At 70.6% G+C, this 21405-nt stretch carries 20 protein-coding genes; 13 read left to right on the top strand and 7 right to left on the bottom strand.

Annotated elements, in window-relative coordinates:
- Positions 1–8 precede the first annotated feature (8 nt).
- Positions 9–899, top strand: coding sequence for an MHYT domain-containing protein (locus tag JHN63_RS00730; protein WP_200676636.1), 891 nt, complete (start codon positions 9–11; stop codon positions 897–899).
- A gap of 63 nt (positions 900–962) precedes the next feature.
- Here the strand turns inward: JHN63_RS00730 and JHN63_RS00725 are convergent, their stop codons facing one another.
- Positions 963–3251: a zinc-dependent metalloprotease gene (locus JHN63_RS00725; RefSeq protein WP_200676635.1), complete on the bottom strand. Its 2289-nt coding sequence runs from the start codon at positions 3249–3251 to the stop codon at positions 963–965.
- Positions 3252–3339: 88 nt separating this feature from the next.
- Between JHN63_RS00725 and JHN63_RS00720 the strand changes: the two genes are divergently transcribed.
- Both JHN63_RS00720 and JHN63_RS00715 read left to right on the top strand, forming a co-directional pair.
- A complete protein-coding gene (locus JHN63_RS00720; RefSeq protein WP_200676634.1) occupies positions 3340–4845 on the top strand; it encodes a metallophosphoesterase in 1506 nt (501 codons plus the stop codon).
- Between the two features lie 72 nt (positions 4846–4917).
- Complete coding sequence (locus tag JHN63_RS00715) at positions 4918–5946, top strand: LLM class flavin-dependent oxidoreductase (protein ID WP_200676633.1); 1029 nt, start codon at positions 4918–4920, stop codon at positions 5944–5946.
- An 8-nt stretch (positions 5947–5954) separates the two neighbouring features.
- Here JHN63_RS00715 and JHN63_RS00710 read toward each other — a convergent pair whose 3' ends face one another.
- Positions 5955–6929, bottom strand: coding sequence for a TauD/TfdA family dioxygenase (locus JHN63_RS00710; protein WP_200676632.1), 975 nt, complete (start codon positions 6927–6929; stop codon positions 5955–5957).
- A gap of 142 nt (positions 6930–7071) precedes the next feature.
- Complete coding sequence (locus JHN63_RS00705) at positions 7072–7629, bottom strand: HEAT repeat domain-containing protein (protein ID WP_200676631.1); 558 nt, start codon at positions 7627–7629, stop codon at positions 7072–7074.
- 149 nt (positions 7630–7778) lie between these two features.
- On the opposite strand from JHN63_RS00705, the gene JHN63_RS00700 reads away from it, so the two are divergent.
- Together JHN63_RS00700 and JHN63_RS00695 are read left to right on the top strand one after the other, a co-directional pair.
- Entirely contained in the window at positions 7779–8609 is an 831-nt protein-coding gene (locus JHN63_RS00700; RefSeq protein ID WP_200676630.1) for an aldo/keto reductase, read from the top strand.
- Positions 8610–8708: 99 nt separating this feature from the next.
- Positions 8709–9143 (top strand): cupin domain-containing protein, encoded by a 435-nt coding sequence (locus JHN63_RS00695; protein ID WP_200676629.1) that lies wholly within the window; start codon positions 8709–8711, stop codon positions 9141–9143.
- Positions 9144–9152: 9 nt separating this feature from the next.
- On the opposite strand, the gene JHN63_RS00690 is transcribed toward JHN63_RS00695, so the two are convergent.
- From JHN63_RS00690 to JHN63_RS00680, 3 genes are all read right to left on the bottom strand, one after another.
- Entirely contained in the window at positions 9153–11486 is a 2334-nt protein-coding gene (locus JHN63_RS00690) for a SpoIIE family protein phosphatase (protein ID WP_200676628.1), read from the bottom strand.
- Between the two features lie 64 nt (positions 11487–11550).
- Positions 11551–12018 carry a peroxiredoxin gene (locus JHN63_RS00685; protein WP_307781777.1) on the bottom strand — a complete coding sequence of 156 codons (468 nt, stop codon included), beginning with the start codon at positions 12016–12018 and terminating at the stop codon, positions 11551–11553.
- Positions 12015–12395 (bottom strand): DoxX family protein, encoded by a 381-nt coding sequence (locus JHN63_RS00680; protein ID WP_200676627.1) that lies wholly within the window; start codon positions 12393–12395, stop codon positions 12015–12017. Before JHN63_RS00680 ends, JHN63_RS00685 begins: the two co-directional genes overlap by 4 nt.
- A 121-nt stretch (positions 12396–12516) precedes the next feature.
- Between JHN63_RS00680 and JHN63_RS00675 the strand changes: the two genes are divergently transcribed.
- Complete coding sequence (locus JHN63_RS00675) at positions 12517–13683, top strand: acyl-CoA dehydrogenase family protein (protein WP_200676626.1); 1167 nt, start codon at positions 12517–12519, stop codon at positions 13681–13683.
- Positions 13684–14451, top strand: coding sequence for an SDR family NAD(P)-dependent oxidoreductase (locus JHN63_RS00670; RefSeq protein WP_200676625.1), 768 nt, complete (start codon positions 13684–13686; stop codon positions 14449–14451). It begins immediately after the preceding gene.
- Here the strand turns inward: JHN63_RS00670 and JHN63_RS00665 are convergent.
- On the bottom strand, positions 14408–15685 hold the full coding sequence (locus JHN63_RS00665) for an RNA-guided endonuclease TnpB family protein (protein ID WP_200676624.1): 1278 nt from the start codon (positions 15683–15685) through the stop codon (positions 14408–14410). The two genes, JHN63_RS00670 and JHN63_RS00665, sit on opposite strands and share 44 nt — an antisense overlap.
- A gap of 28 nt (positions 15686–15713) precedes the next feature.
- On the opposite strand from JHN63_RS00665, the gene JHN63_RS00660 reads away from it, so the two are divergent.
- From JHN63_RS00660 to JHN63_RS00635, 6 genes are all read left to right on the top strand, one after another.
- Positions 15714–15884, top strand: a complete 171-nt coding sequence (locus tag JHN63_RS00660) for an Arc family DNA-binding protein (RefSeq protein WP_200676623.1) — start codon at positions 15714–15716, stop codon at positions 15882–15884.
- Between the two features lie 109 nt (positions 15885–15993).
- On the top strand, positions 15994–16794 hold the full coding sequence (locus JHN63_RS00655; RefSeq protein ID WP_200676622.1) for a FadR/GntR family transcriptional regulator: 801 nt from the start codon (positions 15994–15996) through the stop codon (positions 16792–16794).
- An 82-nt stretch (positions 16795–16876) separates the two neighbouring features.
- Positions 16877–17677 carry an enoyl-CoA hydratase/isomerase family protein gene (locus JHN63_RS00650; RefSeq protein ID WP_200676621.1) on the top strand — a complete coding sequence of 267 codons (801 nt, stop codon included), beginning with the start codon at positions 16877–16879 and terminating at the stop codon, positions 17675–17677.
- A 2-nt stretch (positions 17678–17679) separates the two neighbouring features.
- Positions 17680–18654 (top strand): acyl-CoA dehydrogenase family protein, encoded by a 975-nt coding sequence (locus tag JHN63_RS00645; protein WP_200676620.1) that lies wholly within the window; start codon positions 17680–17682, stop codon positions 18652–18654.
- Positions 18651–19790 (top strand): acyl-CoA dehydrogenase family protein, encoded by a 1140-nt coding sequence (locus JHN63_RS00640; protein ID WP_200676619.1) that lies wholly within the window; start codon positions 18651–18653, stop codon positions 19788–19790. Before JHN63_RS00645 ends, JHN63_RS00640 begins: the two co-directional genes overlap by 4 nt.
- Before the next feature lie 15 nt (positions 19791–19805).
- Entirely contained in the window at positions 19806–21404 is a 1599-nt protein-coding gene (locus JHN63_RS00635) for a FadD3 family acyl-CoA ligase (protein WP_200676618.1), read from the top strand.
- Position 21405: the final 1 nt, after the last annotated feature.

Genomic DNA, 21405 nt, shown 5'->3' with positions numbered 1-21405 from the left:
GTTGGCTCATGCAAGGCACGATCGACGGGTTCCGCTACGGTGCGGTGACTCCGGTGGCGGCCTATCTGATGGCCTGTCTGGGCGGGGCCCTGGGACTGCGCTGCGTGGTGCGGTCCCTGCACAACCGGCAGTCGTGGAAGGCGGGTTGGCTCGCGCTCGGCGCGACGTCGATCGGCACGGGCATCTGGACGATGCACTTCATCGCGATGATCGGCTTCCAGGTCGAGGAGACCCGGATCGGCTACGACGTCGGCCTCACGGTGCTGAGTCTGGCCGTGGCGATCGCCGTGGTCGGCATCGGTGTGTTCGCCGTGGGATACCGCGGCGCGACCACGGCCACACTCTCCGCGGCCGGAGTCATCACCGGCCTCGGGGTCGCCGCCATGCACTATCTGGGCATGGCGGCCCTGCGGCTGAACGGTGACATCGAGTACCGGACCAGCACGGTCGCGCTCTCCGTGGTGATCGCCGTCGTCGCCGCCACGGCGGCCCTGTGGGCGGCCGTCTCCATCCGGGGTTTCCTGGCCAGCCTGGGCGCCAGCCTGGTGATGGGCGTGGCCGTGTCCGGGATGCACTACACGGGCATGGCCGCCGTGAGCGTCCATCTGCACGGCACCGGCGGGGCATGGACCGGCGACTCGGCCAACTCGATTCTGCTGCCCATGCTGTTGGGGCCGGCCATCTTCCTGCTGCTGGCCGGGGTCGTCGTGATGTTCGACCCGCTGCTGGTGATGGGCGAGGGCGACTGGGACCGTTCCTTCGCCCGCCACCCGGTCGGCCCTGACCGGAACGGCAAGCAGCCCACCCGGCGCCCCGACTCGCTCTTCGACACAGGGAACAACCCGACGGTCGGCCGACCGGACCCGTACGGGGCCCCGAAGCGCCCCGGCGAGTGGTGAGCAACACCGCACTGGACCGCCGGAGTTGAACCACAAGAGTCGGTGACACGGCGTACGACATGCTCAGTTGGGTGCCCCCGGCGGCACCCTGGGCAGAAGGTCGACGCGCACCGACCCGGCGTCGGCGAGGAACGTCCGGATCAACTCCCCCGCCTCACGTGCCTGTTCGTCGCCCTCGCAGCGCAGCTCCGTCCCGAGCCGCCGTACGGCTCCGCGCAGTGCCATTCGTACCGGTGCGTACAGAGCCGGGTCGTCGAGCAGGGTCAGCAGATGGTTCAGGAGGGTCCAGTCCGCCGCGTGCTGGACGGCGGCTCCGCCGGGCAGGTCGGTGGGTACCGGGTCGGTACGGCGCCAGGTGGCGGCCAGGAGCGCGTCGACGAGGTCGGTGAGACCGGGAGACGCGGAATCGGTGGCATGCTGCCAGGCCACCCGGTTGAGCCGGGCCGGGTCCAGCAGTTCCTTGGTGACGAGCGCGGTCGCGACCCGTGCGGCCTCGAAGGGGTCGAAGATCCGCCCGGCGCCCGTGTCGAGGTACTGGTCCGTCCGGTCGTAGCGGATCGCGGGCGGGGTGAGAGTGTCCAACACCGCGCCGGGCAGGGCGAGTTGCTCGGCCCGCAGCAGTTCGGCGAGTCGGCCGAGCGCCGTGTGCTGGGTGGCCGGCTCGACGGGCCGGGTGCCCCGGCCGTCCTCGCCCGCGAGGCCGTACGTGTAGCGCACCCCGCCGACCAGTCGGGCCACCGCGGTCACCTCGTGCCGGTGCAGGAGCTGCAACAGGACGGCCCGTTCCTCCAGTTCGCCGGTCTGCCGGTCGGGCGGCAGCACCCCGCGGGAGAATCCGCCCAGGGCGATACGGCGGACCCTCAGCATGGTGTCCAGCGCCTGGAGGGCGTCCGGTCCGCTCACCCAGGTCACGGCGTCGGCGTGCGCGGCGTCCGGGCCCTGGGCGTCCTCGTCGGAGAGGTAGGTCAGGCCCGACTCGGCTGCCTCACGCCGCAGTTGTGAGAGCCGGGCCTGCTCGCCACCGGCGTCGAACCGGCCGTAGGCGTGCGCGACCAGGAAGTGGTCCCACGGCCCGAGTCCCGTGCCGTACGCGGCGGACAGGTCGAGGGCGCCCTCGTCCGTGACGCGGATGCGTGCGTACGGGTAGTCCATGACGGACGGCTCGGGGTGGCCCGTGCTGGCGAAGTTGTGCATGAAGCCGAGCGCGTGGCCGATCTCGTGCGCGGCGAGTTGGCGCAGCCGGGCGAGCACCAACTCCTCGACGGCGGCGAGGCGTTGGGCTTCGTCCGGGCGGCCGTAGGGGGCGAGGAGTGCCTCGCCGAGCGCGCGGACCTGTTCGACGCGCTGGGAGCCGAGGCGGACCCGGGCGTGCAGGATCTCGCCGGTGCGCGGGTCGGTCAGTCCCTGGCCGAGGGACCAGCCGCGGCCCGAGCGGTGCACCCAGACCACGCCGTTGACGTCCGGGTCGTAGGGGTCGAAGCCTTCGTCGCCGGGCTCGACCCAGTAGGCGCCCGGGAGTCCGATCCGGGCGAAGGCCTGTTGCCACCAGTTGCCGCCCTCGACGATCGCCGAGCGGAAGGGTTCGGGGACGGCCGGGTCGATCCGGAAGACGATCGGGGCGCCGCCCGCCTCCGCGCGGAAGCGGGGCTGGAGCTTGACCTGGGTGCTCGCCCGGCCGACGAGGCCGTGGTCGGCGTAGCCGATGCCGTAGCCGCCCGAGGCGGGGTGGTAGCGCCGTACCGGCAGCGGGGACGCGGGCAGTCGCAGCAGGTTCAGTTGCTGGACGACGGTGAGGGCGCGCGGGTCGGCGGCGACGGCCCGCACCGCCTGTCCCCGGCCGGGGCCGCGGAAGGTGAGCAGCGCGGGCAGCCGGACGGCACGCGGTCCGGTGCGGCTGTCGGCGACGAGCGGGAGGCTCGCGGACTCGTCGATCGTGTAGTCGCCCTGCTCGTGCGCGTACAGATGCTCGGCGACCCGGTCGTGGTCGGCGACGACCAGGCCGGTCGCGTCCACGACCGCCGCGCCGTTCTCCTCCCGCAGCACGGGCCCGCTCCACACGACGGACAGCGCGAACGACTCGTTCCCGGCGCGTACGGCGGCCGCGTCGCCGAAGGCGAGGAAGTGCTTGTTGCGGACGGCGAACAGGACCCGGTCGCCGATCCGGCGGAACTCCGCGAGCCGCGCCTTGCCCGCCCTGCCCCGGTCCAGCCACAGGTCGCCGGAGCCGAGCCCCTGGGAGAGGGAGACGGTGAGGAGGAAGGGTTCGTCGAAGTGGCGGATGCCCAACAGCAGCCGGTCCGACCGGAGTTCGGGGTCGGGGATCAGGTCGATGAAGTCGGCTGCGCCGGGCATGCGGGGGCCTTTCGGTCGAGCATCGTCGAGTTGATGTTGCCAGGCCCCCGCCTCTCCGCCCTTCATGGCTCGTTGTTACGGTTCGCCGGTGTCTGAATCTTCACGCGATACCGCCGAGGGCGCCGGTTGGGGCACCGCGGTGCGCGGCGCGTACCAGCAGTTGATGCCGACCCATGTCGAGAAGGTCTCCTGGCTCGACCCGAGGACCCTGTGGGCAGCGCGCAACGGGGTGTTGGCGTCCTGGTTCGGGGACCCGACCGGCACCACCCGCAGCCGCTGGGTCGCGCAGCGCACGGCGGCCGGAGCACCCGCCGACAAGGTGATCCGGCGGGGCGGTCCGGACACCTTCTCCTTCATGGTCATCGGTGACACCGGCGAGGGCGACGATCCCCAATACGCGGTCGTGCCGGGGTTTCTGAAGGTGAGTCAGGGCACGGACTTCGCCGTCGTCGCGAGCGACGTCATCTATCCGGTGGGCACGGCGGACGACTACGAGACGAAGTTCTTCCGCCCGTACCAGGCCTATCCGGCGCCCATCTACGCGATACCCGGCAACCACGACTGGTACGAGGGCCTCGGCGGCTTCATGCGCGTCTTCTGCGACGACGCGCCCGCGCTGCCGAAACCGAAGGCACCGCGACCGCTCTCGCGTGCCTGGTGGCGTTCGCTGCTGTGGCACCACCCCAGCCCGACCGACGGCGAACACCTGGACAAGGCACGGCAGTTGCGCTCCTCGCCGGACCAACAGGCGATCCAGCCGGGCCCGTACTGGGCGATCGACGCGGGACCGGTGCGCATCATCGGTATCGACACCGGCCTGTTGGGCACGATCGACGCCGAACAGAGCGCCTGGCTGCGGGAGGTGGCGAAGGGGCCGACGCCGAAGATCCTGATCACCGGCTCGCCCCTGTACGTGGACGGCAAGTACGACCCGTGTGCCATCGAGGGCGGCGGTACGGTCGACGACATCGTCCGCGATCCGGAGCACCACTTCGTGGCGGCGATCGGCGGCGACATCCACAACTACCAGCGCTATCCGGTGCGGTTGGACGGCGGGCGCACGCTCCAGTACGTGGTCTCGGGCGGCGGCGGCGCGTTCATGCACGCCACCCACACCGTGCCACGCGTCGACATCGGCAACGTCACCGAGCAGGACTTCCGCTGCTATCCGCTGCGCGGCGACTCCCTGGCCTTCTACAGCAGGCTGTACGGGCGCCGGCTGCACCTGCGCCGCTTCTTCACCCTCACCGAGGCCGAGGCGTCGGCCGTGATCTGCGAGCGCCTCGGCATCCCGCCGACCCGCACCCCGGGCCCGCCGGTCCATGTCACCCGACGGATCCGGCTGGTCGCGAGCCTGCTGGGCGCGGGCGGCCGTCCCGACCGCACCTCGCACTTCAGGCTCCCGGTGCGCAAGATCTACACGCAGCTGTTCTCGCCCGGCTCGGTGACGTACAGCCCGCCGTTCTTCAAGTGCTTCCTGCGGCTGGACGTCACTCCGGAGGCGGTCCGGCTGCGTTGCTTCGCGGCCACCGGCAACCATCCCCAGGAGATCGATCCGCCGGTCGAGGACGAGATCACCATCCCGCTGCGCTGATCACACGCCCGCAATGTTCACCTGTCACAATCGGGACAGAACAGAACTGACGTACGACCGCCGGAGGAGCCCGTGCCGCCCACCTCACGCCCGTTGCGGAAGCTGGGCTTCCTGACGATCGGCCTGTTCGACGAGGCCGACCCGCGCCGGGGCCACGAGTCGACGCTGGAGATCATCGAACTGGGCGAGCGCCTCGGCTTCGACAGCGCGTGGCTGCGCCACCGCCATCTCCAGTACGGCATCTCCTCCCCCGTCGCGGTCATGGCGGCGGCCTCGCAGCGCACCAGCCGGATCGAACTCGGCACGGCGGTGATCCCGCTCGGCTGGGAGAACCCGCTGCGGCTGGCGGAGGACCTGGCGACCGTCGACATCCTGTCCGGGGGCCGGATCAACCCGGGCGTGAGCGTCGGACCGCCGATGCACTACGACCAGCTCAAGGAAGCGCTCTACCCCGACACGGCCGACGTCGAGGACTTCAGCTACGAGCGGGTGCGGCGGCTGCTGGACTTCGTGCGTGGCAAGCCGGCCACCGACTTCAGCGGCGTCGAGGGTTTCGAGGTGTTCTCCGACCGCGTGCAGCCGCACTCGCCCGGTCTTGGCCGTCGCCTCTGGTACGGCGGCGGCAGCACGGGCTCGGCGAAGTGGGCCGGCGAGCACGGCATGAACTTCCTGACGAGCAGCGTCGTCAAGGCCGAAGGGCCGGACGAGTCAAGGGACTTCGCGGAGATCCAGCTCTCCCACGTCCGTACGTTCCGCGCCCACCACCCGGACGGGGAGGCCGCCCGCGTCTCCCAAGGGCTGGTCGTGATCCCCACCGACTCCGCGTCTCCCGAACAGCGCGCCAAGTACGAGGAGTTCGCCCGCAAGCGCACTCCCCGTACGACGTCACCGCAGGGCCCGGCCCGGTTGATGTTCGCGCCGGACATCGTGGGCACCTCGGCGGAGATCGCCGAACTCCTGGGCGCGCACGCCGCGTTCAGGGAGATCGACGAGGTGGCGTTCGCGCTGCCGTTCACCTTCGAGCACGAGGACTACGTACAGATCCTCACGGACATGGCGACGAAGCTGGGTCCGGCGCTCGGCTGGCAGCCCGCCGCCTGACCTCCGTATCACCAGCGGCCGGGCTCGGTGCCGACGATCGGCTCCGAGGGCTTGCCGTCGACGCCGACCGGTATGTCGCCGGTGAGCATCACGCGGTGCATGGTCCTGGGGAAGCCGAGGTGTGCGTTGTCGCCGGGGGCGAGGTGGATGGTGGCCCGGTTGTCCCAGAAGGCCACGCTGCCCGGCTCCCAGCGGAACCGGACCGTGTACTCGGGCCGGGTCGCCTGCGCCAGCAGCATCTCCAGGATCGCGGCGCTCTCCGCGCGGGAGACGTCGGTGATCTGCTCCAGGTAGTAGCCGTTGACGAACAGCACCCGCTCGCCCGTCTCGGGGTGCACCCGGACCAGCGGGTGCACCGAGGCGACCTGGTGGTCCAGGAGGTGGCGGGCGTACGCGTCGTCGCCGGGCCGCGGCTGATAACCGACGCCGAGCCGGTGCTCGGCCCGCAGTCCGTCCACGAACTCCCGCACCGGCTGCGAGAGTCCGGCGTACGCGGCGGCCAGATTCGACCAGGTGGTGTCGCCGCCGTACGGCGGGACGGTCTCGGCGCGCAGGATCGTCGCGGCGGGCGGGTCGACGCGGGCGCCGTGGTCGCAGTGCCAGCCGCGCAGGAGTGTGTGCCGGCGCCGCTCCAGCCACTCCTCGTGTTCCATGCCGAACCGGCCGCCCAACTCCAGCCGGTCGGCGGTGGTTTCGACCTCGGGGAAGCCGGCCGGTGAGGCGCTGCCGCGCCGCCCGAGCACGACGGGTTCCCCGAACCGCCGCGCGAACGCCACATGCCCGGTGTGGTCGAGCCGTTGGTCCCGGAAGAACACGACCTTCCAGCGCAGCACCGCCGCCCGGATCGCGGCGACCACGGCGTCGTCGAGGTCACCGGCCAGGTCGACACCGGTGATCTCGGCCCCGATGTGTCCGGCGGCGGGCCGCACCTCCATGCCGTCCACCCGCACCGCCTCGTCCGTCGTACCGCTGTCCGTCGTCATGCGCGCTCCGTCGTCGTACCTGCTCGGTCGGTCGTCCCTGCCGAGTCGCCCCTTCCGGGTCGTACCCAGGTCGTACAGGTTCCAAGGAAGATCGTGACAGCGATCACCGCGCGGGGCGACAGGGCTCCCGGGTGTACTCGGTTCAGCGCCGCACGGCACGCGCGGGCCTCGGGGCGGTCCGGCGGTGGACGGGGCCGCCGGGCGTGTACCACCCGGCCTTCTTGCGGACCGACGGTGACGGGTCCTCGTCATGGGCGCGGGCAAGGGCCGCGAGAGCGCCCGGACGGCTGTGCACCCACAGGCCGACGAGTTCTACGGCCATGGCCCGCACCTGCGAATCCGGGTCCCGCTCCAGGAGCCGGATCGCCCGGGGCAGCAGCGCGAGGCGGTCCGGGAAGCAGGCCGCCGCGTCCGACTTGCAGCGGTCGCAGGACAGGGCGTGCACGGCGGCGCTCCGCACGCGCGCGTCGGGGTCGTCGAGCCGGGCGGTCAACTCGTCCACGACGTCCGGGACGAGCAACTCGTCCAGTAGCTTGCAGCACTGCTCGCGCACCAGCGGGCGCGTGTGGCGCAAGCCCTCGCGGACGGCGGGCACGGCGGCCGGACCGCGCCGGAGCAGTTCACGGAAGGCGGCGGGGCGGCGCGGCTCGCTGCCCAGCGCGTCGACGAGTACGGGTGCGGGGGTGTCGGTCGGTGACATGAGGGGTCCTCCCCTCCGTACGACGAGTCTGCGCGCCCGAACTCGGCCGCCACAGAGCCTTTTCCGCTCGGCCGGACGGTCCTGCCTCGCGGGCCGTGGTTCCGGCCGCCCATACTGGGTGTACCGCACAGTCAAGGGAAGGTCCGACCGTGATCAGCATCCCGACGCACACGCTCAACGACGGAACGAAGATCCCTGCCATCGGCCTGGGCACCTGGCCGATGGACGACGCGACGGCCGAGGAGGCCGTCGACGGCGCGTTGCGCATGGGCTACCGCCTGGTGGACACGGCGACGAACTACCGCAACGAGACCGGCGTCGGCCGTGGCATCGCCCGAAGCGGCGTACCGCGCGAGGAGATCCTCGTGACGACGAAGCTGCCGGGCCGCCACCACGGTTACGAGGAGACCCTCGCTTCTTTCGAGGAGTCCCGGGCGCGGCTCGGCGTGGAGTACGTGGACCTGTATCTGATCCACTGGCCGCTGCCCCGGGTCGGCAAGTTCGTCGACTCCTGGAAGGCGATGATCAAACTCCGTGAGGAGGGTCTCGTCCGGTCGATCGGTGTCTCCAACTTCACGCCCGGTCATATCGAGCGGTTGGAGAAGGAGACCGGCGTCCTGCCGTCCGTGAACCAGATCGAGCTGCACCCGCTGTTCCCGCAGGACGAACTGCGCGCCTTCGATACCGAGAAGGGTGTTCTCACCGAGAGTTGGAGTCCTCTCGGGCGCGGTTCGGAGTTGCTGAACGACCCCACTGTCGTGACGGTCGCGGAGGCCTTCGGCGTGACGCCCGGTCAGGTGGTGCTGCGCTGGCACACCCAACTCGGCGCCGTCCCGATTCCCAAGTCGGCGGACCCGGACCGCCAGCGCGCGAACCTCGACATCTTCGGCTTCGAGCTGGGCCCGGCCCAACTGGCCGCCCTCTGTGACCACATGCCGCAGCGGCTGGGCGGAGACCCGGAGACACACGAGGAATTCTGAGCGTCACGGGGGTGGAAGTTGCGTGTTTCCGCCCCCAACTCGCCTTCCCTGCCTCTATGTTCACGGCGGACGTTCACGATCTCACCGGAAGGCTCTCGTATGCGCACCGCGTTCCGTACCGCCGTGACCGGGTCGGTGGCCGCCGCCGCTCTGTTGGTCGGCGGCACCGCCCAGGCGACACCGGCGGGGCCCGGAGTCACCGCCCGCCTGATCAGCCAGACCACCATCGGCGACACCGACTACACCCTGCGGGAGATCACCATTCCGCCCGGCCAGGCCACCGGCTGGCACTACCACGACGGCCCGCTGTACGGCTACGTCAAGCAGGGCACGCTCAGCCACTTCGACTCCAGTTGCGCCTCCGACGGCGTGTACCGGGCGGGCAGCCCCATCCAGGAGCCGGCCGGTTCGGGCAACGTGCACATCGGCCGCAATCTGGGGAACACGCCTCTCGTCCTTGACGTGCTGTACGTCCTGCCGCACGGATCGCCGTTCTCGGAGGACGCGCCGAACCCCGGCTGCCCCTTCGAGTAGGTCCTCGGGTCAGTCCGGCGGCAGCGGCTGTTCGGCCCAGATGGTCTTGCCGCCGTCGGTCTGCCGGCTGCCCCAGCGCTGGGTGAGCTGCGCGACGAGGAGGAGTCCGCGTCCGCCCTCGTCGTAGGCGTGGGCGCGGCGCAGGTGCGGTGAGGTGGAACTGCCGTCGGAGACCTCGCAGATGAGGGCCCGGTCGCGGATCAGCCGGAGCTGGATGGGCGGTTCGCCGTACCGGATGGCGTTGGTGACGAGTTCGCTGACGACGAGTTCGGTGACGAAGGACTCCTCGTCCAGTCCCCAGGCGGTGAGTTGCTCGGTGGCGGCCTGCCGGGCGCCGGCCACATGGGCGGGGTCGGGTTCGATGTCCCAGGTGGCGACCCGGTCGGCGCCCAGGGCGCGGGTGCGCGCGAGCAGCAGGGCCACGTCGTCGCTGGGCTCCTCCGGCATCACGGCCTTCAGCACCGAGTCGCACAGCGCGTCCAGCGATTCGGCGGACGCGGTGAGGGCGTGGCACAGTTCGGCGGTCGCGTGGTCGACGTCGCGGTCGCGGTCCTCGATCAGGCCGTCCGTGTACAGCGCGACGACGGCCCCCTCGGGCAGCTCCAACTCCACTGCCTCGAAGGGCAGTCCGCCGACGCCGAGCGGTGGTCCCGCGGCCATCGGGACGAGGCTCGCGGTCCCGTCGGGCAGCACGACGGCCGGCGGTGGATGTCCGGCGGCTGCCATGGTGAGGCGGCGCGAGACCGGGTCGTAGACGGCGTAGAGACAGGTGGCGCCGAGTTCCGCGACCTCGTCGCCGGTGTCGTCCGTCGCGAGGTGGGTGACCAAGTCGTCGAGGTGGGTGAGGAGTTCGTCGGGCGGCAGGTCCACGTCGGCGAGCGTGCGGACGGCCGTGCACAAGCGGCCCATGGTCGCCGAGGACGCGATGCCGTGTCCGACGACGTCACCGACGACCAGGGCGACCCGGCTGCCGGACAGCGGGATCACGTCGAACCAGTCGCCACCGATGCCCGCGAGCGACCCGGAGGGCAGATAGCGGTGGGCCACCTCGACCGCCGCCTGCCCGGGCAAGTCCCGTGGCAGCAGGCTGTGTTGGAGGGCGAGCGCGGTGGAGCGCTCGCGGGCGAAGCGGCGCGCGTTGTCGATGCAGACGGCGGCCCGGCTGGCCAACTCCTCGGCCAGTACGGCGTCGTCGGCCGCGTAGTCGTCCGGGTGGGCCATCCGGACGCCCACCGCGACGCCGAGTGTGGTGCCGCGTGCCCGCAGCGGCACCGCGATCATCGAGTGGACGCCCTCGCGGTGCGAACGGCCTTCAGGGGAACGCGTGTTGCGGTCCTCGATCCAGCGCACGAAGTCGGGTTCGCCGGCCTGGCTGCGTACCGCCCGTCCCTCACGCAGGGCGCGCACGGGTGGCGAGGACGGTGGGTGGGTGTCCGCTTGTCCCAAGTGCACGGCGGCGCCCGGTGTGCCCTCTTCGACGGAGCCGTGGGCGACCCGCCGCAGCACGATCTCCTCGTCCAGGTCCGGTGGTGGTTCTTCCGCGCCGAGCACCCACGGCAGCAGGTCGACGCTGGCGAAGTCGGCGTAGCGCGGGACCAGCAGTTCCACCAGTTCCTCGGCGGTGCGGACCACGTCGAGGGTGGTGCCGATGCCGGCCGCCGCCTCGTTCAGCAGGGCCAGCCGCTGTTGGGCGAGGTACTGCTCGGTGCTGTCGAACGCCGCGAGGGCGACTGCGGTCACCTCGTCGGAGTCGTCCTTGACGGGCCACATCTCGATGCTCCAGGCGTGCTCCCTGTTCAGGGCGGGAGCGCCCGCCCAGCTGTTGTAGCGGACCGGCCTGCCCGTCTCGGCGACCAGCCGCAGGTTGTGCAGGAAGCTCCGGCTGTGCTCGGCGTCCTCGACGCTCTCCGGGAAGAACCGGCCGATCAGGACATCCTCGGGCACGCCCATCACCCGGCAGGCGACGCCGTTGAGGCGGAGGTAGCGCTGCTGGGTGTCGAAGACGGAGAGCGACATCGACGCCTGCTGGAAGGCCTGCTCCGCCAGCGTGGGAGCGGCGGGCGGTTCGGCGGTGATGACGTATCCGGCGGGTGCGCCGTCGCTGCCGAGCAGCGGGCAGGCCCGCGCGGTGAGCCGGAGCGGGGTTCCGTCCCGGTGCCGTAGGACCAGTGTGCCCGTCAGAGCGGTCATGGCCGTGGTCGAGGGGGGTTCGGCGAGCAGTGCCGCCACCGACCGGCCCACGGCCTCCTGGGCCGGGTATCCCGTCAGTGTCCGGGCACCGTCGCTCCACCCCGTCACGATGCCTCGGGCATTGATGACCGCCGTGGCGGAGGCCTGCTCCATATCGTCCAGGATGGTCCCTTTACCGCGTGGCATCAACCGCGATAGGGCATTTGCCGCCCTTGGGTCAGGTCCGGTGGGCGCGGAGTGCGGCCAGGGCGCGGTCGGCGTGGGTGTTCATCCGCAGTTCGCTGGAGACGACCTCCAGGATCGCGCGGTCCTCTCCGATGACGAAAGTGGCCCTCTTCGTGGGCGCGAGCGAGAATCCGCGCTTCACCCCGAACCGCTCGCGGATCGTCCCGTCGGCGTCCGAGAGGAGCGGCATGCCGAGGGTGTGCTTCCCGGCGAACTCCTGCTGCTTGTCGACCGTGTCACCGCTGACGCCGACGGGCCGCGCGCCGACCGCCGCGAACTCGGCGCCCAGATCACGGAAGTGGCAGGCCTCGGCGGTGCAGCCGGCCGACAGGGCGGCCGGGTAGAAGAACAGCACCACCGGTCCCTCGGCGAGCAGTTCCGTGAGGCTGCGCTCGGCGCCGGTCTCGTCCGGCAGCGTGAAGTCCTCGACCTTGTCACCGACGTTCAGGCGACCGCTCATGACTGTCCCTCCCCATTCTTCGCGACACTACGGGCCCACAGTACGAGGGGTACTTGCAGGGGCAGTCGCCCGAGGGCCGCGGCTTTCTGCGGGGTGGGGCGGTCCCGCCAGTCCAGCGCCATCTTCACGTTGGCGGGGAACACCCCCACGAAGAAGCCCGCAGCGGCGAGCGCGGCCGTTCGCCGGGTGCGCGGTGCCGCGATCCCCGCGGCCAGCGCCAGCTCGACGACACCGCTCGCGTACGTCCAGGTGCGGGGCCTGCCCGGCAGGACGCTCGGGATCGTCTTGTCGAACTGTCTCGGCGAGGCGAGGTGGGCGACCCCCGCAGTCGCCAACAGACCGGCGAGCAGCAGCGATGAGCGTTCGGACCGTGACACGGTTCCTCCTCCGATGGCCTGCCGCGCGATATTACTCGACGGTAGGCCTTTATCGGTCCCCTACTGCTTCGGTCTGACCTTTGATATGTTTCGCATTCGGAACCGGAGAAGGGTCCCGTGCATGGACTTCGAACTGACCGAGGACCAGGAAACGATCCGCAAGTCCGTCGCCGGACTGCTGCGCGACTTCGACGACCAGTACTGGATGGCGAAGGACCAGGCGCACGAGTTTCCGACGGAGTTCTACGACACCGTCGCGGCCGGCGGCTGGCTCGGGATCACGATCCCGGAGGCGTACGGCGGCCACGGCCTCGGCATCACCGAGGCCAGCCTGCTGCTCGAAGAGGTGGCGCGGTCGGGCGGCGGCATGAACGCGGCCAGCGCGATCCATCTCTCCATCTTCGGCATGCATCCGGTGGTGGTGCACGGCTCCGAGGAGCTGAAGCGCCGCACGCTCCCCCGGATCGCGAGCGGCGACCTGCACGTCTGTTTCGGCGTCACCGAACCGGGCGCCGGACTCGACACCGCGAGCATCACGACGTACGCGCGGCGCGACGGCGACCACTACGTCGCGAGCGGCCGCAAGGTCTGGATCTCGAAGGCGATGGAGTCGGAGAAGATCCTTCTCCTGACCCGGACCAGCAAGGCGGACGAGGTCGTCAAGAAGACAGACGGGATGACCCTGTTCCTGACGGACATCGACCGCGACCGGATCGACGTGCGCCCGATCCCGAAGATGGGCCGCAACGCCGTCACCTCGAACGAACTCTTCATCGACGACCTTCGTATCCCCGTCGAGGACCGCGTCGGCGAGGAGGGCCAGGGCTTCCGCTACCTCCTCGACGGCCTCAACCCGGAGCGCATGCTGATCGCGGCGGAGGCTCTCGGCATCGGCCGGGCCTCGCTCGACAAGGCGGTGCGGTACGCCAAGGAGCGGGTCGTCTTCGGCCGTCCGATCGGCATGAACCAGGGCATCCAGTTCCCGCTCGCGGACTCCCTGGCCCATCTCGACGCCGCCGAACTCGTGCTGCGCAAAGCGACGTGGCTGTACGACAACGGGAGGCCCTGCGGGCGGGAGGCGAACACCGCCAAGTACCTGTGCGCCGACGCCGGGTTCACGGCCGCCGACCGGGCCCTGCAGACCCACGGCGGCATGGGCTACGCCGAGGAGTACGGCGTGTCGCGCTACTTCCGCGAGGCCCGCCTCATGCGGATCGCACCGATCAGTCAGGAAATGATCCTGAACTACCTGGGATCACACACGCTGGGACTCCCGAGGAGCTACTGAATGACCGACAGCGCAGGGCTGTTCGACCTCTCGGGCCGGTCGGCGCTGGTCACCGGCGCCGGGGGCGGCATCGGTTCCGCGGTCGCCGAGGCGCTGGCGCGCGCGGGTGCCGCGGTGCTGGTGACCGACGTCGACGAGTCGGCCGCCGCGGCCGTCGCCGGGAAGATCGACGCCGCGGGACTCACGGCGGACAGTGCAGCACTCGACGTACGGGACCGGTCGGCCGCCGACACGGCCGTGGCGCGCGCGGCTGCGCTCGCCGGCGGGACGCTGCACATCCTCGTCAACAACGCCGGGGTCATCGCGCCGGCCATGTTCGACAAGCTGGAGGAGGAAGCGTTCCGGCGGGTCCTCGACATCCATGTGATGGGTACCTTCCACTGCTCGCAGGCCGCGCTGCCGTTCCTGCCGGACGACGGCACGGGGCGGATCATCAACGTCACGTCGTCGGCGGGCCTGGTCGGCACGCTCGGGCAGGTCAACTACTCGGCCGCGAAAGCCGGGATCATCGGGCTGACGAAGTCGCTGGCCCGCGAACTGGCGCGCCGGAGGGTGCTGGTCAACGCGCTCGCCCCGCTGGCCGCCACGCCCATGACGGAGACCATCCGCACCGACGAGAGGTTCTCGGCCCGGATGCTGGCCCGGATCCCGCTGGGCCGGTGGGCCGAGCCGGCGGAGATCGCGGGCAGTTTCGTGTTCCTCGCCTCGGACGCGGCCTCCTTCATCACCGGGCAGGTGCTGCCGGTGGACGGCGGCATGGTGATTTGAAACCTCCCCCGCCCAGTGGGGGGATTCCTGGCTCACGTCGGCTGCGGACCGGCGATCCGGCAGCTCTTACACGATCAGCACCAGCCGGGTTGAGACCAGCCCGGACAAGCATCACGCGGGCGGAGTTCTTGTCCCTGGGGGACGCGGTTCCGCACGCGGTGCAGGTGTAGGTACGTTCTGAAAGAGGAAGTGCGTGCTTGGTTCTCGCTCCGCACTGTGCGCAGTCCATGGTGGTGTGCGCGGGGTGTACGAGGTGCACGGTCCGGCCGTGCTTGCGGCTCATGTCCAGCAAGGCCGTCTTGGTCGTGCCGATCGCGGCGTCCGCCGCCTTGCGGGCCATCGTGGACTTCGCCAGGAACTTCGGGTGGAAGTCCTCGATCGCGAGCTGGTCGAAGTCGCGGACTATGGTTTTGGCCCGCTTGCGGGCGGTGTCCTGCCGTTGCCGGGCGGCCTTCTTGTGGACCTTCGCGGCCTGGGCCTGTGCCTGCCGGTAGCCCTTGGACTGCGGCTTGCCTCGGGAGGCACAGCGGCGGGCCATCTGCTTCTGGTAACGGGCGAGACGGGTGGTGGCGGTCTTGCCGTGGTGGGGATGCGGGAGGTCGTGGGCGTCGCTGGTGGTGGTCGCGGTTTCCTTCACTCCCCAGTCGATGCCGATCACACGGCCGGTGGCGGGAAGGGCCTCGGTGGTGGTCGCCACGACGAACGAGGCGTACCAGTGGCCAAGACTGTCGCGGTAGACGCGGACGGAGGACGGCGGCTTGGGCAGGTCCCGCGACCACACCACACTCAGCACGATCCCGCCCGCGAGATGCAGGCGGCCGTCTTTGAGTCGGAACCCGCGCTGCGTGTAGTTCAGCGTCGGGTCGGCCACGCGCTTCTTCTTACACTTCGGCATCCCGGCCCGCTGGTGCTGCGGCAGCCGTGCCTTGATGTCCTTGAGGGCCTTGGCGCGGGACTTGGCGAAGTCGCGGATCGTCTGCTGTTGCGGCACCGAGCTGCCTTCGCGCAGCCAGGCGTTCGCGGTGCGGGCTTCGGTCAGCATCTTGTCGAGACGGGCCGGGCCGCACTTCTCCTCGTCGGCGTACGCCTTCTTCGATCGGGCGCAGCACTCGTTCCAGATCCACCGGCAGCGCGCCCACTCCGCCTCAAGGGCCGTTCGGGCGGTCGACGACACGCGGAGCCGGTAAGTGTACCGGGCACGTCCAGCATCCACGGCTTCCTTCAGGGTCGTCATGCCACCAGGCTACCACTACGCTAGGGGCATGATTGAAGAAACAAAGATCACGCTCAGGCTCCCCACGGAACTGCACCAGTGGCTCACCGCTCAGGCCAAGTCCGCCCGCAGGTCTCTCAACTCCGAGATCATCTATCGGCTGGAGGGTGAGCGCGACGCCGCCATTGCTGACGCCGAATCGCCCCGACGGCGATCCTGAAGGCCGGGGCATCCTCGGAGATACCCGGTGGCACCCGGCGCGCGTCCTGTGTTGAATGGTTCAGCCAAAGAGGCCGAAGAGCGCGGCTTTCGACGAGAGGCCTGAACCTGTGCAGAGCGCCGAACACCCTTCTCGCACCGTCCGGGGGCGCGCGGCGGCCGGTGGACCCCGCCCGCGTTTCGACACGCTCACCGTCCCGAAGGCCTCGGACGTACTGGCGGCGGAGGTGCGGGAGCGGATCCTCTCCGGGGAGTTCACGGAGGGCACGGCGCTGCCGCCGGAACGGCAGTTGGTGGAGCAGACGGGGCTGAGCCGGGCGACGGTGCGCGAGGCGCTGCGCGTCCTGGAGGTCGAACGGCTGCTGGAGATCAGGCCGGGGCGCGGGGGCGGCGCCTTCGTGCACCGGCCGGGGCGCGAATCGCTCGCCGACACCGTGCGGTTGGTGATCCGGGGGCAGCGGATCCGGCTGGAGGACCTGCACGAGACCCGGGAGGCGATCGAGCCCGCGTGCGCGGCACTGGCGGCCAGGCGCCGCACGGACGCCGACCTCGCGGAGCTGGACGACGCCCACACGGACCTCGTCGCCGCGGACGAGGACATCCAGCGTTTCCTGCGCGCCAACATCCGCTGGCACAACGCGGTGGCGAGGGCGGGTGAGAACGAGCTTCTCATCGGGTTCATGAGCGCTCTCTCCCAGTCGATCCACGCGGCCACCGACATCGAGCAGTTCATGGACGCGGACATCCGCAAGCTCACCGCCCGCGCCCACGCCCGGATCACCGAGGCCATCCGGGACCGCGACAGCGAGGCCGCGGCCCGCCGCATGACCCGCCACGTGTGCGGCTTCGCCCGCGCCGCGGCCGAGGTGGACCACCGGGACGGCGTGGAGCTCACCGATCCCGAGAACTGACCCACCCGTAAACGAGAATATGATTCTCTTCTTCGTGCAACACCATTGACAGTTTCGGTCTGACCTTTAATACCATCGCGGTATGAGCAAGGTGAGTCCCGTGCTGACCGTGGCCGCCGACGGAGACGTCCGCATCGTCACCCTGAACCGCCCCGACCGGCTGAACGGCGTGTCCGAGGAACTGCACCGACGTCTGTCGGAGGTGTGGCGCGAGCTCGCGGACGACGCGTTGGCCCGGGCCGTCGTCCTCACGGGCGCGGGACGGGCGTTCAGCGCGGGCGGCGACTTCGACCATCTCCTACGGCACCACACCGACCCGGAGCTGCGGGAGCGGTCCATCCGCCTCGACCGCACCATCCAGACCGAGATGATCCGCTTCCCGCTGCCCGTGATCGCCGCAGTCAACGGCCCGGCGGTGGGCCTGGGTTGCAGCCTCGCCCTCGCCTGCGACCTGGTACTGATCGCGGAGGACGCCTACTTCGCGGACCCGCACATCTCGGTCGGCCTGGTGGCCGGCGACGGCGGGGTCACCCTGTGGCCGATGCTCACCAGCCTGCTGCGCGTGAAGGAGTACCTCTACACCGGGGACCGTATCCCCGCCCCCAAGGCGGTCGAACTCGGCCTCGCCAACCGCACGGTGGCGCCCGACAACCTGATGCGCGAGGCGCTCGCCCTGGCCCACCGGCTCGCGGCACAGCCCGCCGAGGCCCTGCGCGCCACCAAGCTGGCCCTCGCCGCGGTCGTCGAGCAGGTGTCGCGGGGCGGCATGGAAGCGGCGCTGATGGCCGAACGGGCCACGATGACCAGCCCGGACCACATCCGCATCATCACCGAACTCGCCTCCCGCGCCGAACGGCGCGCGAACCCCCCTGAGGAGCGCTGAGCGTGGACCGCGAGGAGTTCGTCCTGGTCCGCGACATGGTGCGCTCACTCGCCACCCGGTTCGGCGTGACCTCGGCGGACGAGGTGAAACCGTCGTCCCGTTCGTCCGCCCAACAGGCCCTGGACGAAGTGGGTTTGGCAGATCTACGGCGCACCTCTCCCCCGGCGGCGACCGCACAGGAGTGCGCGCTGCTCGCGGAGGAGCACGGCCGCCGCCCGCTCACGACCTCGCTGCTCGGCACGGTCCTGCTGGCTCCCGAGCTGCTCCGTCTCCTCGGCGCCGAGCCCGACACCCGCGCGGCCCCCACCATCGCGCTCACCCGCGAACTCCGCTTCCCCGGGCAGGCGTTGGCGGATCTCGTCGCCTGGGACTGTGAGGGCGCCGACAGCGCGCTCGGCGTCACCGTCGAAGGGACGGTCGGCCGGGTCGAGTTGGGCCCGGCGGCACCGAGCACGGACCTCGTGCGCGCGGTGCGTTCGGTGCCGTCGGACGCCCCCGTCGAGGTCATCGGCCGTCTCACCCCACCCGACCGACTCCGCTGGCAGGCCTACGCCCTTGTCGTCGTGACCGCCGAACTCGTCGGCGCGGCGGGCTCGTTCGTGGAGCAGGCGGTCGCATACGCCGGCGTCCGCCGCCAGTACGGACAGCCGATCGGCTCCTTCCAGGCCGTACAGCATCTCCTCGCGGATGCGACGGTCCTGGTGGAGGCGTGCACGAGCGTCACGCGCTACGCGGCCTGGTGTCTCGACAACGTACCCCCGGAACGGGCCCTGGCGGCGGCGCGGGTCGCGAAGGCGGAGGTCAACTCCTCGGCGCTGGAGGCGATTTACGCCGGGATGCAGGTCTTCGGCGGTATCGCGCAGACGTGGGAGCACACCGCGCACCTGTATCTGCGCAAGGTGCGGCTGGGCGCGACGCTGCTCGCGACGACGGCCGACCTGCTGCCCGCACTGGCCGTACCGGAGGTGACGCGATGACCGACACCCCGCTGGACTTCGGCGATCCGGCCGATCTCGACCGGCTGCGGCGGGAGTTCCGTGCCTGGCTGGCCGAACACCCGCTCCCCGAGCGGCAGTCGGGCGAACCGGTACCGGTCTTCCTGCGCCGCTGGCATCGGCTGCTGCACTCGGGCGGCTGGGTCGGCCTCGACGTCCCGGAGCCCTACGGCGGCCGGGGGCTGACCGCACTGCACCAGGTGGCGATCAGCGACGAACTGGGCGCCTGCCGGGCCCCGGGCGTCCCCCGGATCGGCTATCTCGCCCACGCGCTGCTGGAGTTCGGCTCCGAGGAGCAGCGACTGCGGTTCCTGCCAAGGATGTTGGCGGGCGACGAGGTGTGGTGCCAGGGCTTCAGCGAGCCGGGTGCCGGTTCGGACCTGGCGGGCATGAGCACCTTCGCCGAGCGGCACGACGGCTTCTACACGGTGCGTGGTCAGAAGCTCTGGACGAGCTACGCCCAGTACTCCGGCCTGTGTCTGCTGCTGGCCCGTACCGACCGCGCGGCACCGGCCCACAAGTCGATCTCGGCGTTCGTTCTGCCGCTGGACCGGCCGGGCGTGACGGTACGACCGCTGCGCGCGGCCAACGGCGACGACGAGTTCTGCGAGCTGTTCCTGGACGACGTCCGCGTCGAGGAGTCGGAGCGCGTCGGCGCCGAGGGCGTCGGTTGGGCGCTGGCGATGACGACGGTGTCGTACGAGCGCAACGCCCTCGACACCGGGCACATCTCGAAGTACGGGCTGCTCGTCGAACGGCTGCGGCGCCACGCCGCCGAGCGGCACGGCGGCCTGCCCGACGGGCTGTTGTCCCGGATCGGCCGGTGTGTCGTGGACTACGAGGTCCTGGTGGCGCACGCCCGCCGCCGCACCGCCGAACGCCTCGCCGGGCAGGTCGCGGGACCGGAGTCGTCCGTGGACAAACTGCTGATGACGAGGACCGAACAGCGGCTCTACGACACGGCACTTGAGGTGTTCCCGGACGAACTCGCCGGTGAGGGAGGCGAGTTGTTCGGGGACTACCTCTACTCCCGTGCGGCCTCCGTCTACGGCGGCACCTCCCAGATCCAGCGGAACATCATCGCCAAGCGGATCCTGCATCTGCCCTCGAACGGTTAGCCCTGGAGCCAACTGATGCGCTACGACGACGAATTCCTGAGCATCCCCAATGTCATCAGGCTGGCGGCCCGTCGCTTCGGGGACGCCACGGCGCTGATCGACGGTGACCGCCGCTGGACGTTCCAGGAGCTGGCCGGGCAGATGGTCGATTCGGTCCGCGCCGCCATCGCGCTCGGCGTCGAGCCGGGGGACCGGGTCGGGCTGTGCGCCCCCAACTCGGCGGAGTGGATTTTCGCCGCGCTGGGCATCCACGGCGCGGGGGGCGTGCTGGTTCCGCTCAACACGCGGTTCAAGGCGCAGGAGATCTCCTACATCCTGCGGAAGTCGGAGGCGGCGGCCGTGTTCGCCTCGCCCTTCCTCGGCAACGACTACATCGGCGAACTGCGCAAGGCCGACTCCGGACTGCCGGCCCTGCGGAAGACGGTGTCCGTCCTCGGCCCGCAGGGCAGCGCCGAACTGACCTGGAACGACTTTCTCCGCGCCGGAGAGGGCGTTTCGCCGTCCGCCGCCCATGCGTCGATAGACCGGTTGACGCCGGACGACGTGTCCGACGTGATGTTCACGTCCGGCACGACCGGCCACCCCAAGGGCGTGATGCTCACCCACGGCCAGTCCCTGCGCGCCTACGGGTGGATGGCCGAGGAGTACACGTTCCGGCCCTCCGACACCTTCCTGGTGATCCCGCCGTTCTTCCACTGCTTCGGATACAAGGCGGGATGGCTGGCCTCGCTCATGCACGGCGTGACCGTCATTCCCATGCCCGTCTTCGACGCCGGCCGCGCGCTGGACCTCATCGCGCGGGAGGGGGTGAGCATTCTGCTCGGGCCGCCGACGATCTTCCACGACCTGGTCAACCACCCGGACCGGGCCACGCACGACCTGTCGTCGCTGCGGGTCTCCATGACCGGCGGCACGACGATTCCGGAATCGCTGATCCGCGCCATGAAGACGGAGTTGTCGTTCGACATCGTGATGAGCGCCTACGGCCTGACCGAGTCGACGGCGCTGGTCACCACGACGCGCGTCGGGGACTCCGAGGAGACCGTCGCGCACACCACCGGAAGCGCCATTCCCGGTGTCCAGGTCCGGATCGTCGCCGCCGACGGGCTCGACGTCCCGATCGGCCTCGACGGCGAGATCCTCGTCCGCGGCTTCAACGTCACCCGCGGCTACTGGGACGACCCCGACGCCACCGCGGCGACCATCGACGGCGAGGGCTGGCTGCACACCGGGGACATCGGGCGGCTCGACGACGACGGCAACCTCGCGATCGTCGACCGCAAGAAGGAGCTGTACATCGTCGGCGGCTTCAACGCCTATCCGGCCGAGATAGAGAAGCTGCTTCTCGGCTGCGAGAGCGTCCAACAGGTCGCCGTGATCGGGGTTCCCGACGAACGGCTCGGCGAGGTCGGCTGCGCCTACGTGGTCGCACCACCGGACCGGACACCGACCGAGGCCGAGGTCATCGCCTGGTCCCGCGAGAACATGGCGAACTTCAAGGTCCCCCGGCACGTCCGCTTCGTCGACCACCTCCCGCGCAACGCGAGCCAGAAGGTACTGAAGGACGAACTCCGCGCACGGTTCACGGCCGCGATCCACGACGACGCGTTCTGAG

This window comes from Streptomyces sp. MBT65, assembly GCF_016612545.1.
Taxonomy (GTDB): Bacteria; Actinomycetota; Actinomycetes; order Streptomycetales; family Streptomycetaceae; genus Streptomyces.
Note: the sequence above shows the minus strand (reverse complement) of the source record. Positions and strands in the feature narration are given on the sequence as shown.